The sequence below is a fragment of the Microcoleus sp. D3_18_C4 genome (genome assembly GCF_036702355.1).
Taxonomy (GTDB): Bacteria; Cyanobacteriota; Cyanobacteriia; order Cyanobacteriales; family Microcoleaceae; genus Microcoleus.
Genome location: NZ_JAUBTF010000006.1, coordinates 152,046 through 168,100 on the forward strand (window position 1 = coordinate 152,046; position 16,055 = coordinate 168,100).

Annotated in this window: 14 protein-coding genes and 1 pseudogene; 4 read left to right on the forward strand and 11 right to left on the reverse strand. The window is 48.0% G+C overall.

Annotated elements, in window-relative coordinates; genetic code table 11:
* Positions 1-103 precede the first annotated feature (103 nt).
* A complete protein-coding gene (gene psbP, locus QUA90_RS04990; RefSeq protein WP_333084125.1) occupies positions 104-643 on the reverse strand; it encodes a photosystem II reaction center PsbP in 540 nt (179 codons plus the stop codon).
* A gap of 143 nt (positions 644-786) precedes the next feature.
* Complete coding sequence (locus tag QUA90_RS04995) at positions 787-999, reverse strand: high light inducible protein (protein WP_333084124.1); 213 nt, start codon at positions 997-999, stop codon at positions 787-789.
* Positions 1,000-1,326: 327 nt separating this feature from the next.
* Here QUA90_RS04995 and QUA90_RS05000 point away from each other — a divergent pair, with 327 nt between their 5' ends.
* Positions 1,327-1,938, forward strand: coding sequence for a hypothetical protein (locus QUA90_RS05000; protein ID WP_333084122.1), 612 nt, complete (start codon positions 1,327-1,329; stop codon positions 1,936-1,938).
* 368 nt (positions 1,939-2,306) lie between these two features.
* On the opposite strand, the gene larB is transcribed toward QUA90_RS05000, so the two are convergent.
* The 6 genes from larB to trmD all read right to left on the reverse strand — a co-directional run bounded on the left by larB (position 2,307) and on the right by trmD (position 7,628).
* Positions 2,307-3,110, reverse strand: a complete 804-nt coding sequence (larB, locus tag QUA90_RS05005; protein ID WP_333444136.1) for a nickel pincer cofactor biosynthesis protein LarB — start codon at positions 3,108-3,110, stop codon at positions 2,307-2,309.
* A 24-nt stretch (positions 3,111-3,134) separates the two neighbouring features.
* Positions 3,135-4,895, reverse strand: coding sequence for an ABC transporter substrate-binding protein (locus QUA90_RS05010; RefSeq protein WP_333389959.1), 1,761 nt, complete (start codon positions 4,893-4,895; stop codon positions 3,135-3,137).
* A 40-nt stretch (positions 4,896-4,935) separates the two neighbouring features.
* Complete coding sequence (locus QUA90_RS05015; protein ID WP_333323803.1) at positions 4,936-5,541, reverse strand: PIN domain-containing protein; 606 nt, start codon at positions 5,539-5,541, stop codon at positions 4,936-4,938.
* The gene (locus QUA90_RS05020; protein WP_333444138.1) at positions 5,516-6,034 is read right to left on the reverse strand and encodes a hypothetical protein; all 519 of its coding nucleotides are present in this window, start codon (positions 6,032-6,034) and stop codon (positions 5,516-5,518) included. The genes QUA90_RS05015 and QUA90_RS05020 overlap by 26 nt, the downstream gene beginning before the upstream one ends.
* 33 nt (positions 6,035-6,067) lie before the next feature.
* On the reverse strand, positions 6,068-6,547 hold the full coding sequence (ispF, locus tag QUA90_RS05025) for a 2-C-methyl-D-erythritol 2,4-cyclodiphosphate synthase (protein WP_333211506.1): 480 nt from the start codon (positions 6,545-6,547) through the stop codon (positions 6,068-6,070).
* Positions 6,548-6,932: 385 nt separating this feature from the next.
* Positions 6,933-7,628 (reverse strand): tRNA (guanosine(37)-N1)-methyltransferase TrmD, encoded by a 696-nt coding sequence (trmD, locus tag QUA90_RS05030; RefSeq protein ID WP_333444140.1) that lies wholly within the window; start codon positions 7,626-7,628, stop codon positions 6,933-6,935.
* 108 nt (positions 7,629-7,736) lie between these two features.
* On the opposite strand from trmD, the gene QUA90_RS05035 reads away from it, so the two are divergent.
* The 3 genes from QUA90_RS05035 to cphA all read left to right on the forward strand — a co-directional run bounded on the left by QUA90_RS05035 (position 7,737) and on the right by cphA (position 11,913).
* On the forward strand, positions 7,737-7,895 hold the full coding sequence (locus QUA90_RS05035; RefSeq protein ID WP_333084108.1) for a hypothetical protein: 159 nt from the start codon (positions 7,737-7,739) through the stop codon (positions 7,893-7,895).
* A 65-nt stretch (positions 7,896-7,960) separates the two neighbouring features.
* Positions 7,961-8,854, forward strand: a complete 894-nt coding sequence (locus QUA90_RS05040; RefSeq protein WP_015178241.1) for a cyanophycinase — start codon at positions 7,961-7,963, stop codon at positions 8,852-8,854.
* Between the two features lie 338 nt (positions 8,855-9,192).
* The gene (cphA, locus tag QUA90_RS05045) at positions 9,193-11,913 is read left to right on the forward strand and encodes a cyanophycin synthetase (RefSeq protein ID WP_333444142.1); all 2,721 of its coding nucleotides are present in this window, start codon (positions 9,193-9,195) and stop codon (positions 11,911-11,913) included.
* Between the two features lie 261 nt (positions 11,914-12,174).
* Here cphA and QUA90_RS05050 read toward each other — a convergent pair whose 3' ends face one another.
* The 3 genes and pseudogenes from QUA90_RS05050 to QUA90_RS05060 form a co-directional block, all read right to left on the reverse strand.
* A complete protein-coding gene (locus QUA90_RS05050; protein ID WP_333444144.1) occupies positions 12,175-13,647 on the reverse strand; it encodes a tetratricopeptide repeat protein in 1,473 nt (490 codons plus the stop codon).
* 225 nt (positions 13,648-13,872) lie between these two features.
* Positions 13,873-15,141: a precorrin-6y C5,15-methyltransferase (decarboxylating) subunit CbiE gene (gene cbiE / locus QUA90_RS05055; protein WP_333444145.1), complete on the reverse strand. Its 1,269-nt coding sequence runs from the start codon at positions 15,139-15,141 to the stop codon at positions 13,873-13,875.
* A 404-nt stretch (positions 15,142-15,545) separates the two neighbouring features.
* Positions 15,546-16,055: pseudogene (locus QUA90_RS05060) on the reverse strand (photosystem II q(b) protein); the annotation flags it as partial.

Genomic DNA, 16,055 nt, shown 5'->3' on the forward strand with positions numbered 1-16,055 from the left:
TTAACTGTGGTGAGGTTTCCAGCGAACAGTCAAAAGTCAACAGCGAACAGTCAACAGTCAACAGTCAACAATGCCCAATGCCCAATACTCAATTCCCAATTCCCTAATAAACAGAGAAAGATTTAACGACTTTCTCAAAAGCTTCTTTTACCTTGGGCCAGCGTTCTTCGGTAGTGGAAACGTTAAGCGTAAAAAGTTTGCCGCGGCTGACGGCTACACTCGCTAAGTTGTGGCGTTCTTGGTTTGGCAACTTAACGGCATATTCTAAAATGTAATAGTTTTTCGATCGCGATTCACGAGCTTCTGCATTGACTAATTCAGCTTCGCGGCCGGAATCAATCGGGGCGATCGCACTTTTGCTGAGCTTGTATCCCACATCCGTCGGTGTTCCCAAATCCGCGAGAGTTTTGTCCTTGGCGACTGGACTAATTACCACGCTGACGTTCTCGGTTTGCTGAATCAAATCGCGGAACACCACATCGGGCCCGTTAGAAACCGCGATCGGCAGCCAGCCGTTAGGATAGAGAAATTGATAGCCATCGCCAGTATCAACGTAGCTTTTGAGTCCGGTGACTTTAGACACACAACCGGTCAAGGTGAGGCTTAGAACAACCAGAAGTATTGCCGCAATTCGTTTGAGCATTCTTTTTACGGGTAGGGTAAAACAAAAATATTTAATTTTAATTGTCTCACCAAACTTTGATCCTAAAAATAGTTAAGCTATGGATCGCTGTTTGTGTACCGCCCGCGATCCATAGCCATATAGTTTAATTGTTAACAAAGTCATTAAAGCTGAGTCAGCCAGCTAATCAGCCCGTGCTTGGTCGAAACTTCTAAAGCCAAGAGAGAAACAAAGCCAATCATGGCAAGGCGGCCGTTTAAGCGTTCTGCGTAGGGGGTAAAGCCGGTGCGGGGTTCGTCATCGATGTATACTGTCGGCTCGATCGCAAAATTGTTCATTTTGCCTTGGTCGTCCAGCATTAAGCCTCTGTTACTCATCTTTTTTTTCCTAAATGGTTTTTAGTGTACTGTAAATAAATGTAACAGACTTGTGAAGATATGTAAAGGATTGTGAGAAATTTTTTTAAAAGACCTCGCTCTGACACCAGTAAATAAAAAAAATGCAACTGTAGGCAAGCTCTAAACCCTTATATAGTCAGTCTTTCCCAAGTCTAAAATCTAAAATCTAAAATCTAACAATGGTATGACTGTGGGTAGACTCTGGGCCCCGGAGGGGGGAGGATAGAGTGGAGAGGCACAAAAGTCGATGGTGTATGGCAAATCCAGTCTGGGTTTGACGAAAATTGTGGAACGGAGGAAAAATTTATGCGGGCCAGTCTGGAAATGCGGTGGTTTTATAGCGGTGCACTGCCAAAATCAATCAATCAATGGTTTGGAAGCGAGAGTCTCGGCGGGTATCTTTCGCCTCCTGAAGAGCGGGAAGACATATATTTGCTAGTACCAAGCTGCGACTACTTGGGAGTGAAGCTGCGGGGGAAAACCTTGGAGGTAAAGTGGCGTCAGGGAGAGTTGGGGACGATGCAGTTCGGCAACCGCTGGGAAGGCAAAGCCGAAAAGTGGCTGAAGTGGGTTTGTGCCGACACGATGGCGCCGATACCGGCGGATATTTTGGCGACAGGAAAGTGGGTGGCAGTCAAGAAAAAGCGAGCGCAGCGTCTTTATCAAGTATCGACCCCTGGTTCCCTGATGTCTGTGCCTGTGGAAGCCCCAATTCCCCAAGGTTGCACCGTGGAACTTACTCAGTTGAACATTAATGGCAGCGCGTGGTGGAGTTTGGGATTTGAAGCGTTTGGTAGCGAAAGTTGTTTGACAGAAAGCCTGCAAACAGTAGCTACTTGGACTAGCAAGAGTTATCAGGCGCAAAAGTTAAAAGCTGAGGATTCTTCTGCTTATCCGATTTGGCTAGGCAGCAAGTAATATCAAATCCGGCTTGAATAATACCTCCTGTATTTTTTAGTCCTCCTCTGCTGGAACGAGAGACAAGTTGAGACCGGGTTTCAACCGCCGAGTCTGGCCGTCCTGGACGCCACGGGCATATATAGTAAGGTGCTCTACTACCGGAAATCTTCAATAATCTTTCAATAACCGAGTCTGAGGGACTTGAGATGTTGCACCATTTTCAATTAGGTTTTTTACGGGCGGGCAGGATGCCCACCCCACAAGAAAACTCACTCTTTGTGGAACAGGCATCTTGCCTGTTCTTGAGAATGGTGCAAGAGGCACCCTAAAAATCGATCGTCCTGTGACAGTTGGCCTTAGTCTTATCTGATAGAGGGGGTTTCTAACTATTCCCCCTCTATCAGATTCTCCCCCTCTCCTCTTCTTCCCACTCTGCCAGCACTTCTGAGAATTTGACAAGCCAAAATCGCCGCGCCAAATCCATTATCAATATTCACCACACCCACACCAGCCGCACAAGAATTGAGCATAGTTAAAAGAGGAGCAATCCCGCCAAAACTCGCGCCGTAACCTACACTCGTCGGCACAGCAATCACCGGACAATCTGCCAAACCCGCAACCACACTCGCCAAAGCACCTTCCATACCCGCTACTGCAATCAACACATCAGCATCGGCAATTACGTGCCGGTTGCTCAGCAAGCGGTGAATGCCGGCCACTCCGACATCCCACAAACGTCGCACCTGAAAACCGCAAAGTTCCGCAGTAACTGCCGCCTCTTCCGCTACAGGCAAATCCGCCGTTCCCGCACTGATAATAGTCACAGTACCCGGATGCTGCGGAGTTGGGGAATTAGGAGAAATTGCACAAATTCGAGCCTTTTGGTAGTAGCACAAATCGGGTATTTTTTGCTGCAATTGCTCGAAAACTTCCGGTTCGATTCGTGTCGCCATCACCGCAGAATTTCGCCCGCGCATCGCCTCGATAATTTCAACAATTTGGTCTGGCGTTTTCCCCGGGCCCCAGATTACTTCAGGAAAACCCGTTCTTAGAGTGCGGTGATGGTCAATTTTGGCAAAATCGCCGACTTGTTCAAAGTCAAAATGCTTTAATTTATCCAAAGCTGCGATCGGGCTAATATCGCCGGCAGCGACAGATTCGAGTAACTTCTGTAAAATTTTAGGTTCCATTAATTAATGACTAATGACTGCTGACTATTCTGCTATTTTCAACTCGTACAAATTCCAGAAAGCGCCACCGAGAGCACTGTAGCGAATTCCCGAAACGCGATCGCGCACCGCCTCAAAAGTCAGCGGATTTACCATATAAACAAAAGGAACTTGTTCCGCTATAATCCGCTGCGTTTCTCCATAAAGCTCCTTGCGCTTCGCTTCATCAAGCTCCTGGGAAGCCTTCACATAAAGGTCATCGATTTTCTGCTCCCAGTCGTACACTTCCCAACCTTTAATCGGGGGTTCTCCGAATTGCGGGCCCTGGTTGAAACTGTGCAAAGTGCCATTGACTGACCAAATATTGTAGCCGCTGTGCGGTTCAGTACCTCCCGTAAAACCGCCGAGGTAAGTATCCCAATTTCGCGTCAATCGCAGCTTTTCCACATAAGTGTTAAAACTCAGGAACTGCGTATCAATTTGCATCCCCAGTTTGCCCAAGTCTTGCTTAATTTGCGTTCCCATTTGTTCCCGAACTTTTTTACCTGCCGCCATCAACAAAGTAAATCGTACCTTGTTGCCTTCAGCATCCAACAATTCGCCGTTAGAATTGTACTTGAAGCCAGCACTTAACAGCAACTCTTTGGCTTTTTCCAGATCGTAACTGTAAGTTTTCAATCCCTGTTCTGGGGACAGGTAGAACGGGCTTTGCGCCGGAATTGGGGAATGCAGCGGCGCGCCAAGTCCGCGATAGATATTGTTAGTCATCGCCTCGCGATTGATGCCATAGGCGATCGCCTGCCGAAATTCCTTACTCGCGAACCAGCGAGACTTAACCGGGTCTACAAACGGCTGATTTTGAGCATTGCGCCCCTTATTCAGATTGAAACACATAAAAACGCTACCAGTATCCGGCCCGCCGTTGAAGACCGTATATTGGCCGCGTTTTTCCTCCCGTTTCAGCAGCGGAAACACTTCCGGCTCCACGTTCAGAGTATCCAAATCGCCCGATCGAAAATTCAGCAGTTGATTATCAGTATTTTCGATAATTTGCCAAACAATTTGCTGGATGTAAGGTTGAGGATTTCCCTCAGCATCTTTGCGCCAATAATACGGATTTCGTTCCAAAACAACGCGCTGATTGGGAGTATAGCTCAGCATTCGGTATTGACCATTCCCCACAATTTTTTTAGGGTCAGTATCCGTGCCCCAAGTAGTCAAGAATTTAGGCTTGCCATCTGCATCTGTATTATCGATAGATTCCTGTAAAATATGAGCTGGTAAAATTGGGATTCCCCCAGCATATCTAATAAAAGGAGCAAAGGGTTCTGCAACGGAAAATTCTACGCGGCGACTGTCGAGTTTTTTGAGTTTTGGAAATTGACCGCTGATGCCAACCCTCAGAATATCTTTCAAACCGCTAGGAATTTTGTCATTGAAATAAATCTTTTCATAGCTGAAGATAATGTCATCAGTAGTCAGAGGTTGGCCGTCCGACCATTTCAAGCCCTCTCGCAGGGTGAAGACAATCTTTTTGCCATCTTTAGAAACTTCCCAGGACTCGGCTAAACCAGGTTCTAACTCCGATGTCAAGCCATTTTCGTTGATCAATCCCTCGTACATATAGCCAAAAACGCTGTATGCAGATTGATTTAGCGGGTAGTTAAAGGTAGCTGGGCCGCTGGGGGTGGGAACGATGAGCCTGTTTACTAAGTTCGATCGGGCTGGAGTGCACGCAGACAGAGTTATAGTGGCAATTGCAGCCAGTAAAATTACGAACCAGCGCAGTCTTGAATATAGGATCATAGAAATTTTCATAATTTTTTAGTTTACCACTTGCGTGCGACTATGACTGAGATTGTAGCCAACCGAGAAAGTCTTCAGTGCGCGAAAAGTACTTGGTTATCCCTACTTCCCGCAAAGCATCTCGAACTTTGGGCAGACCAAATTCTTTTGTATTATTACTCAAAAATACCTTGACTTCATTAGGATGTAAGTGTGCGTGACGCAAAATGCAGTGCAGAATCAAATTGTCTGTCGGGTCTTCTTCAATAAAAATTGAATTCAAACTTGCTTGAAGTATGCCTGCTGTTAAGGGAATCATTTCTATCTTTGTGGCTAACAAATCAAGAGCTGCAAAAAGACGTGCATTAATATCATTTATCAGAGCCTCATTTTCAGTGAGTGATTGCTCTAAGTGGAAGACAAGAGACTGGGCAGAGGGTGAAGTTTTATCTCGCTTTAGCTGACTAATTTGTTTTTCCATTTCACCTAAAAAACGGTTGCGTCGCTTGATTTCGTCTTCTAAAGCCGAGAGTGATTCCATGCAGCAAAAACTTGGTATGGCTATGCTGACTGATGTCGGTACACTCACCAACAAGTTGTTAGCGTCAGGGTCGCGTCCCGTAGCAATGCTCATCAGAAAGTTAGTCTCGATATATAAAATTGCCACCAATTTCTACCCCAGATTTTGTCGTCCCACCTGCTAGCAGTGGCAGCAAGCCGATTTTTGCTATCTGTTCTGATGCGGTTGGAATCTCAGACTTCCAATTATAAGCTAAGTCGCGCAGCCATGCTTCAACCAGTCTAGTTAGATATCGCTTAAATATCCGTTTGTTGCCAAATTCTGGCTCATAATGGCGAAGGATATCAGCAGTGTCTAGAGAGCACACAGGTTCAGATAAATTTACTCCGTCCCATTTGAAAATCAGAATCAGTTCGGTGTCAACAAACATCGCATAGGGAATGATGGTGCGTTGCTCGGACATTTTCGCTAACGCAGCTCTCATCCAAGATATCCTGTCATCAGCAATCCTCTGCTTTGCTGCTGTTTCTTGAGCTTCAATAATTTTGACTTCGATTAGCACGACTACCCGATCGTCCTTATCCAATGCGATAATATCTGCGTCTATGGGTAACTCTAAATCCAAGGTTTCAGTTTGCATGGTTTTGGCCTTCCTAAAACGTAGATTAAAGTTCTATTTTAGCACTAACAAAACTACAGCATAGGCTGCAATTCCTTCTTCTCTTCCCACAGGCCCTAATTTTTCGTTGGTAGTAGCTTTGATGCCGATTTGGTCGGGTTTTAATTGTAGGACAGTAGAAAGCCGATCGCGCATTTGCTCAATATGCGGTTTCAGCTTTGGACGTTCTGCCACTACCACCGAATCAATATTGCCGATTTCCCAGCCTTTATCTAATATTAACTGATTCACTTGTGCCAACAGTACGAGACTATCAGCACCTTTCCATTTCGGGTCAGTTGGCGGGAAATAAAGACCGATATCTCCTAAGCTCAGAGCTCCGAGCATGGCATCCATGATAGCGTGAGTAAGTACGTCGGCGTCGCTGTGTCCTAATAAGCCTAATTCGTGGGGAATATTGACACCGCCTAGGATGAGAGGGCGATCGGGAACTAAGCAGTGAATGTCGTAGCCATTGCCGATGCGGATGTTCATGTAAAAGGAAGGTTTGGTAAGTATAGTAGAAGACAATTATTTCATATTTTTAGGGAGATAAGTGAATTTATTTTTTAATGCCGATCCGAGTGTTAAATATTTTTTTTTGCTAATTTCCTCAGCAGCTATGGCAATCCTAAAGCTGCTGGAGGGGGGAGAGAAGGGTTAATGCTGGAAACGCTAGAAAATTATCGGGGACTTCTCGATCGCTCTCCTGAACTCAAAGACTTACAAACGCGAATCCAAAATTTATTAGGCTCTTAAATATACGGGATTTACGCATCAAGACCAAAGAAACCGGGTTTTTTACCGAATCTGTGGACTACAACGAAGTATTACCGCAAAAAACCCGGTTTCTGACCACTCGTGCGATCGCCCTTTACTCCTATTCTTCCCTCTCCTGCAACCACCGATCGTACAAATCCAGCCGGCGCGATCGAGTTCTTTCAATTTGCTGTTGCTTGCGCCAGCGAGCAATTTCTGCGTGATTACCAGACAGCAACACATCGGGCACCTTCAATCCCCGAAAATCCGCCGGTCGAGTGTACTGCGGATAATCCAAAAGTCCGTCCTCAAAACTCTCAAACTTTAGGGAATCTTCCTTGGCCACAGTTCCCCGCAGCAATCGCAAAACCCCATTAATCAAAGCCAAAGCCGGAATTTCGCCCCCCGTGAGCACGAAATCCCCCAAAGACACCTCGCGAGTCACCAAATGCAGGACTCGATCGTCCACACCCTCATAATGACCGCAAATCAACACCAACTGATCGCGATCGGCCGCCAACTCCCGAAACATCCCCTGCTGCATCGGTTCCCCCTGGGGAGTCAGCAAAATCACCTCGCGTCGCGGCAAAACCGGCAGCGACTCCACCGCAGCAAAAATCGGTTCCGGTTTCATCAGCATCCCCACTCCGCCCCCGTAAGGCTCATCATCGACTCGCTGGTGTTTGTCTGTGGTAAAATCGCGGGGATTGACAAAATTCACCTCAGCAATCTTTTTAGCTAAGGCTTTGCCCATCAGTCCCGACTCTAGGGGAGCCCGGAAAAATTCTGGAAATAGGGTAACAACGTCAAATCGCACAATTATTGGAATTTCATTGATACATCACCTCTAGTTTGACCTTTAGAGGGAGTTCAGTTTTCAGTAATTGCTTTATTCTTTATAATTTCTTATAATTTCTGAAAATTTTTGCAAGTTAAATTCTCTTCCTTTGTCGGCGGGCCCGTTTTGTACAACAATAATCAGTTTTTCATGACAGCGACTGCAAGTAAACTCACCGCCAAACAACTGCGGGATCGCACGATCGGCGATCGCACCTCCCTCGCACCAACAAATATTTATTCTTAAAAAGCCCTATTCTACGCACAGCCACGGCAAAATTGAATTTCACATCCAACAGAGGAAGACACACCATGCAGCAGTTGACATCTCAAGCCCTTGAACACAATATTCCCCAGCGCACAAAAACCTCGATTATGGTCATCGGGGGAGCCGAAGACAAAGTTCACGGGCGAGAGATTTTGAACACCTTTTTTTGCCGTGCTGGGGGTGCAAACGCTCGGCTGGCGATCGTTCCGTGCGCTTCGCGAGATCCCGAAGGAATTAGCAACCGCTACCGTACAATATTTGACGAAATGGGCGTTAGCGCCGTCAAAGTAGTGGACATCCGCGAACGCGAACAAGGCGAAAACCCTGTCTGGAAAGATTACTTAGAAGACTGTACGGGCGTATTCATCACAGGCGGCGACCAACTGCGGCTTTGTGGACTGCTGGCGGACACCCCGCTGATGGAGAAAATTCGCAAAGAAACTCTCGAAGGCAAGATTACCCTCGCTGGCACCAGCGCAGGTGCTGCGGTGATGGGATATCACATGATTGCAGGCGGTGGGAGTGGCGCGTCACCGAACCGCTCTTTAGTAGACATGGCAAACGGACTTAACATTATTCCTGAGATCATCGTCGATCAGCATTTTCACAACCGCAACCGCATGGCTCGCTTGCTGTCGGCTGTGGCTTGCCATCCCGATCGCATCGCTATTGGTATTGACGAAGACACCTGCGCCTTGTTTGAGGGAGACGATACTATGAAAATTCTCGGTAAAGGCACTGTGACTATTGTTGATTCTAGGGAAAATTTTTATACCAATGAGTCTATGGTAGGAGCGACAGAACCTTTAAGTCTGTTCAATATGCGCTTGCACGTTCTGTGTCACGGAGATTGCTACAATATGCCCCTAGGCAAACCAATGCCATCAGGAGCGTGTTCCGAGTCTGGCTGGCCCCCCGAATGCCGCACAGCCAACTAACGTAGAACATCTCTTGTCATTGATTCGGCAGAAATTAGGTGGCATTCCGGCCGAATCATGGATACCACAATAGAATAGATTCCGAAGCAGCCACGGTCTGACCCCAGGAGGCAGAATCACGGAAAATTCTAGCTTCGGGCTTTGAGTTTTGGCTAGCCATGTACCTGTACTTGTTTTTAGCCGATCGCTGGGGCATGAATTTTCAATGGGGTAGCCCATAACTGGAAATTCACTCCCAAACTGTTCGCAGCGAACAGTCGATCGAGCAATCTAGATCGAAATTGAATAAATGCTCCAATTATCTATAAGATTTCGCGCCCCATACCCCTCTAACTGCCATGAAAATACTTAAAATCCAGACCTTACGCGGCCCCAACTACTGGAGCATCCGACGCCAGAAACTCGTCCTGATGCGTCTGGATTTAGAGGAGTGGGCAGATAAAAAGACATCGGAAATTCCTGGCTTCTATGAAGGGTTGATCGCCGCACTTCCGAGTTTGAACGACCATCACTGTTCTCCAGGCCATCAGGGAGGATTCCTGCAACGGGTCAGAGAAGGCACAATGATGGGACACGTAATCGAACACGTCGCCCTAGAACTTCAGCAAATGGCAGGAATGCCGGTCGGGTTCGGCCGTACCCGCGAGACTGCGACCCCAGGTATTTACCAAGTAGTAATTGAGTATCAAAACGAACAAGCCGGTCGCTATGCAGCCCGGGCGGGCGTGCGGATGTGCCAAAGCATTGCCGAGACAGGCACTTATCCAGCAGCAGAATTAGTCCAAGATTTGAGAGACCTGAGAGAGTTTGCTGCTTCGGCGGCCCTGGGGCCGAGCACGGAAACACTGATTAAGGAAGCAGAAGCGCGTGGCATTCCTTGGATACCTTTGAGCGCCCGGTTTATGATTCAACTCGGCTACGGGGTTCACCAAAAGCGGATTCAGGCAACTCTGAGCAACCGGACGGGAGTTTTGGGGGTAGAACTTGCCTGTGACAAGGAAGGTACCAAAAATATCCTCGCCAGCGCCGGCGTGCCGGTTCCCAGAGGAACGGTGATTCATTATTTGGATGAACTGCGCGGGGCGATCGAAGATGTCGGCGGTTATCCGATCGTCCTCAAACCCCTAGACGGCAACCACGGCCGCGGCATTACGATCGACATCAATTCCTGGGAAGCAGCAGAAGAAGCCTACGACTTAGCCAGCGCGGCATCAAAAACAAAAAGTGTGATTGTCGAGCGCTATTACGTCGGCCGCGACCACAGAGTATTGGTAGTCAACGGGCAAGTCATAGCAGTCGCAGAACGAGTCCCGGCTAACGTCGTAGGTAACGGCAAGTCTACAGTAGAACAGCTTATTGAAGAAGTAAACCGCGACCCGCAGCGAGGAGACGGACACGACAACGTACTCACCCGGATCACGATCGACAAATTGTGCCTGGATTTGCTGCAAAAACAAGGATACGCGATGGACTCCGTAGTGCCCGCCGGCGAAAGAGTATTTTTGCGGGCGACAGCAAACTTGAGTACCGGTGGAATTGCAGTCGATCGCACCGACGAAATCCACCCAGAAAACGTCTGGCTGTTTTCCAGAGTCGCCAAAATTATCGGTTTGGACATCGCCGGCATTGACGTAGTAACTCCCGACATTTCCCAACCCCTGCGCGATGTCAACGGCGTCATCGTCGAAGTCAACGCAGCACCGGGTTTCAGAATGCACGTCGCCCCAAGTCAAGGTTTACCCCGCAACGTCGCCGGCGCCGTCTTCGATATGCTTTTCCCCTCGCCTCAACCCAGCCGGGTGCCGATTTTAGCGGTAACGGGAACCAACGGCAAAACGACAACCACTCGCCTGCTTGCCCACATTGTCAAACAGACCGGTCAGATTACCGGCTACACGACTACCGACGGCACTTACATCGGCGATTATTTGGTCGAAAGCGGAGACAATACCGGGCCGCAGAGTGCTCAATTGATTTTGTCTGATCCAACGGTAGAAGTGGCGGTGCTGGAAACGGCTAGAGGCGGAATTTTGCGATCGGGCCTCGGCTTCGACCAGTGCGATGTTGGCGTCGTCTTGAACGTCGCAGCCGATCACTTGGGAATTGGCGACATCGACACCGTGGAACAACTGGCCAAACTCAAGAGCGTTCTCGTCGAGTCGGTAATGCCCAAAGGCTATGCAGTGTTAAATGCAGATGACCCGCTAGTAGCACAAATGGCGCAGCGTGTCAAGGCTCAAATTGCATATTTTTCCATGAACCCGGACAACGAACTGGTTGCCAAACATACTGCTGCGGGCGGGCTGGCAGCGATTTACGAAAATGGGTATTTGTCAATCTTGAAAGGCGATTGGACGCTGAGAATTGAGCAGGCTGTGAACGTGCCGCTGACGATGGGCGGGCGCGCGCCGTTTATGATTGCCAATGCTTTAGCAGCTTGTTTGGCAGCTTTTGCCCAAGGAGTGAAAATAGAAGATATTCGATCGGCTTTGTCAACCTTCCAAGCATCCGTCGGTCAAACTCCCGGAAGGATGAATTTGTTTAATTTGGGCAGCTATCACGCTTTACTCGACTACGCCCACAACCCCCACAGCTACAAAGCTTTGGGCAGTTTCGTGCTGAATTGGCCGGGACTGCGAATCGGGGTAGTAGGTGCCCCCGGAGACCGACGAGATGAAGATTTTGTCACGCTGGGTAAACTTTCGGCCGAGATGTTCGATCGTATTATTGTCAAGGAAGATATTGACAGGCGCGGGCGAGAACCCGGTGTTGTGGCCAAGTTAATTTGCCAGGGAATTGCCGAGGCGATTTCTGCAGGAACCGCAAACAAATCTAACGTTGAATACGAGTTGATTCTCGACGAAACAATGGCCGTTAACAAGGCTTTAGATGAGGCGGCGGTAGGCAGTTTGGTAGTGATTTTACCTGAAGGTGTCAACAAAGCTTTGAGTTTAATTGAAGCCCGGAAACCGATTAAGGAATCTGTGGAAGTTCAAAATGGTTTAGATCGATCGAAGTCACAGGAAAGTTTAAAACCGACTGTGGTGAATCAAGGCTAAACTCTTAAGTCTCATTTAATTAATAGGTTGGGTTGAACTTTTAGGACACCCAACCTATTTTTATATAAATTCTCAGTTAAATGAGGTACGCCCGCTAATTGGTAATATATCGGTGCGTACCTATAATAAATAGTTATATCGTGTCCGGTCGATTACCATAACAAAAACAGGTTGTAGTGCGGACTTGATGCAGCAGGATAGTGCGGGTTCAAGTCCATAATACGAAGCATACTTATTGCGGTCGATCGCGCCTACACGATATTAGACTTCAAGCTCTTTCTGAAGTTCTCTAATTGCATTTTGTGCATCTCTGTATGAATCGGTATTTCCCTGTTGCTGATACAACTCAGAGGCTTTCTGAAAATCATTTATTGCTCCCTGTATATCTCGCTGTTGGTTCCGGACAAGAGCCCGATTGTAGTAAGCATCAGCATCGTTAGGATCGAGGCGGATAGCTTCGTTGAAATCGGCTAGTGCACCTTGTTTATCTCCCAGTTCATCGCGGAGCCGAGCCCGATTGAAGTAAGCATAAGTATACTTAGGATTGAGGCTAAGAGCTTCGTTGTAGTCGGCGATCGCACCCTGTATATCTCCCTGGTTATAGCGGAAATCACCCCGATTGTAGTAAGCATCAGCATACTTAGGAGCGAGGCGAATAGCTTCGTTGTAGTCGGCAATTGCACCTTGTATATCTCCCTGTTGTAAGCGAATAAAACCGCGATAGTTGTAAGCCTTAGCATCATTAGGGTCGAGGCGAATAAACTCGTTAAAATCGGCTATGGCACCCTGTATATCTCCCTCGTCATAGCGGGAATAACCCCGATTTCCGTAAACTTTACCATAGCTAGGATTGAGGCGAATAGCTTCGTTGTAGTCGGTGATTGCACCATGTTTATCTCCCTGTTGTGAGCGAACAAAACCGCGATTGCTGTAAGCTTCAGGATCGTTAGGATCGAGGCGAATAGCTTCGTTGTAGTCGGTGATTGCACCCTGTATATCTCCCTGTTGCGCTCGCACAAAACCGCGATAGTTGTAAGCCTTAGCCTCGTTAGGATTGAGGCGAATAGCTTCGTTGTAGTCGGCGATCGCACCCTCTATATCTCCCTGCTGTGACCGAACAAAAGCGCGATTGTAGTAAGCATCCGCAGCGTTAGGATCGAGGCGAATAGCTTCGTTGAAATCGGCTAGTGCACCTTGTTTATCTCCCAGTTCATCGCGGAGCAGAGCCCGATTGAAGTAAGCATAAGTATACTTAGGATTGAGGCGAATAGCTTCGTTGTAATCGGTGATCGCTCCCTGTATATCTCCCTGGTCATAGCGGGCAATACCCCGATTGTAGTAAGCATCAGCATCGTTAGGATCGAGGCGGATAGCTTCGTTGTAATCGGCTAGTGCACCTTGTTTATCTCCCAGTTCATCGCGGAGCAGAGCCCGATTGTGATAAGCATTAGCATGGTTAGGATCGAGGCGAATAGCTTCGTTGTAATCGGCGATCGCACCCTCTCTATCTCCCTGGTCATAGCGGACAGCACCCCGACCGTTGTACGCTTCAGCATCGTTAGGATTGAGGCGAATAGCTTCATTGAAATCGATTTCTCCTGACGGATTGCACTCATTTCTCTCACTTTCTTCCACTTGTTGTGCTGACAACTGCGCGACAGCAAATTCAGCAGGTTGCACGCTCGCAATTGTTGCCGCGATTAGCGCTGGCGGCAGTCGGTAATAAAAACTCATTTTTTAACCTCTCATGAGCTTTGAGATTTGAGCTCTTAGATTTGAGATTTGACATTTGAGATGGCTCGCTCTGAATATTTTACTTTAATCGGACTCAAGCCAAGTATCATACTCAAATCAACTCGTAGGCTGCGTCAGGCGGAGTGAGAAAGCGATTATTATTAAGGGTTGAGGCCTCTGGCGCACATTACTCTATTTTAGATGGCTCCCTCGGAATATTTTACTTTAGCTTTTAACTGCCGCCCACTGAGTTACGGGTGCAAGCGGCTTCCAACCCTGAAAAGAGCCGATCGCCCCTACTCGCTGAATCCCAATTCTAATGAGTTCCCCACCATAACGATCGTGCCATTGCAAAACTTTCAGTTCGCTCTCAACTGTCACCGCATTAACAACTAATCGGCCGCCTTCACCTAAAGCATTCCAGCAAGTTTCCAGCAAACCTTCTGCAGTGACACCGCCGCCGATGAAAATAGCATTCGGTTGAGGCAAATTTGTCAGGGCTTCCGGCGCTTCTCCCGCAACGATTTCGAGTTCGAGAACGCCGAAAGTCGAGGCATTTTCAGCGATGTATTGCAATCGAGTTGGATGGCGTTCGATCGCGATCGCCCTGCACCGAGGATGACTCCGCATCCATTCGATCGCGATCGAGCCGCAGCCCGCGCCCACATCCCACAGCAACTCACCCGGAATCGGTGCTAACGTTGACAGAGTAACGGCTCTAACCTCCCGCTTGGTAAGTTGTCCGTCGTGGCGATATGCAGCATCCGGCAAACCGGAGGTACGAGGGAAAATCACAGTTTCGCGATCGGCTGCAACTGCGATCGCGATCGTGTTCAAATCCGCCAAATCCGATTCATTCCAGGCTGCTGCTACCCCCTCGATCCGCCGTTCCGAGTTCCCTCCCATCCGCTCGAACACGGTCATCAAACTGCTGCCAAACCCCCGCTGCGTCAACAATTGTGCCACCTTTCCCGGCGTGTGTCTGTCAGCGCTCAACACCAGCAAGCGCGCGCCGGGGGACAAAGCAAGGGCGATCGATGCGATCGGGCGATTTGTCAAACTGAAAGTCTCAACTTGGGCCAGCGGCCAACCCAAACGGGCGCAAGCAAGACTAAAAGCCGATACCGACGGAATCACAGTCATTTCCGAAATGGGAATGTGGCGCGACAGCGTGACGCCGATGCCGTGACACATCGGATCGCCGCTGGCTAGCACGCAGACAGACTGTCCCCGGCGGCGGATGATTTGATCGACTGTTGTTTGTAGCGGCGAAGCCCAAAGCAATTGTTCGCGGGTGTCGTCGGTTGGTAGCATTGCGAGGTGACGGGCACCACCGACAACGACTTGAGATCGAGAGAGGAGAGTAGAGGCGAGCGCACTCAATCCCGATAATCCGTCTTCGCCAATCCCCACCACCGAAAGCCATTTGTGCATTGAATCCTTACCGCTAATCTCGTTTCCGGCTGCATCGGAATGCTCAAACTCAATAGTCATTAGTTATTAGTTATTAGTTATTAGTTATTAATTATTAATTATTAGTTATTAGTTATTAATCATATTATTTCCGCTAGAACAACCCGAATAAAATTGATTTATAGTGAGGAATTCATTCCTCATAATAAAACTCTGTGGGACTGAATTATTGACTACAAAATTTCTAACTGACATCTTGCACAATTCTCAATAATAGGCATCTTGCCTGTTCCACAAACAGTATATCTCTTCTTGTGAGGTCGGCATCCTGCCCGCCCGTGAAACACTTATTAATAATAGTGCAAGATGTCAGTTATAACGGTTATTTTACCCGACGAGGTATCAGAATAAAGTCTCTAAAAATTTTCCCCAAACAAAAAGCGCCCCTATTACTAGGAGCGCTTTTTGTAATCGAGGACTAAAACTTAGCCATTGATAGAAGGAGCAACCAAAGCTACAGGAGTGACTTCACTTGCAGCCAAGTCAAGCGGGAAGTTGTGAGCATTGCGCTCGTGCATTACTTCCATACCCAAGTTAGCGCGGTTGATGACATCAGCCCAAGTATTGATGACACGACCTTGCGAGTCGATAATCGATTGGTTGAAGTTGAAACCGTTCAAGTTGAAAGCCATCGTGGAGATACCCAAAGCGGTAAACCAGATGCCGACAACTGGCCATGCACCTAACAAGAAGTGCAAAGAACGGCTGTTGTTGAAGGAAGCGTATTGGAAAATCAAACGACCGAAGTAGCCGTGGGCTGCAACGATGTTGTAGGTTTCTTCTTCTTGACCGAATTTGTAACCGTAGTTTTGCGATTCGGTTTCGGTTGTTTCACGAACCAAGGAAGATGTTACCAAGGAACCGTGCATGGCGGAGAACAAGCTACCACCGAAGACACCAGCAACTCCCAACATGTGGAACGGGTGCATCAGGAT

Bases quoted from the DNA above. Each gene is read 5' to 3' on its own strand.
- ispF (WP_333211506.1), bottom strand. From the start codon at position 6,547: ATGAACATCCGCATCGGCAATGGCTACGACATTCACTGCTTAGTTCCC.
- cphA (WP_333444142.1), top strand. From the start codon at position 9,193: ATGAAAATACTTAAAATCCAGACCTTACGCGGCCCCAACTACTGGAGC.
- larB (WP_333444136.1), bottom strand. From the start codon at position 3,110: ATGGAACCTAAAATTTTACAGAAGTTACTCGAATCTGTCGCTGCCGGC.
- QUA90_RS05050 (WP_333444144.1), bottom strand. From the start codon at position 13,647: ATGAGTTTTTATTACCGACTGCCGCCAGCGCTAATCGCGGCAACAATT.
- QUA90_RS05010 (WP_333389959.1), bottom strand. From the start codon at position 4,895: ATGATCCTATATTCAAGACTGCGCTGGTTCGTAATTTTACTGGCTGCA.
- QUA90_RS05020 (WP_333444138.1), bottom strand. From the start codon at position 6,034: ATGCAAACTGAAACCTTGGATTTAGAGTTACCCATAGACGCAGATATT.
- QUA90_RS05000 (WP_333084122.1), top strand. From the start codon at position 1,327: ATGCGGGCCAGTCTGGAAATGCGGTGGTTTTATAGCGGTGCACTGCCA.
- cbiE (WP_333444145.1), bottom strand. From the start codon at position 15,141: ATGACTATTGAGTTTGAGCATTCCGATGCAGCCGGAAACGAGATTAGC.
- QUA90_RS04995 (WP_333084124.1), bottom strand. From the start codon at position 999: ATGAGTAACAGAGGCTTAATGCTGGACGACCAAGGCAAAATGAACAAT.
- QUA90_RS05040 (WP_015178241.1), top strand. From the start codon at position 7,961: ATGCAGCAGTTGACATCTCAAGCCCTTGAACACAATATTCCCCAGCGC.
- psbP (WP_333084125.1), bottom strand. From the start codon at position 643: ATGCTCAAACGAATTGCGGCAATACTTCTGGTTGTTCTAAGCCTCACC.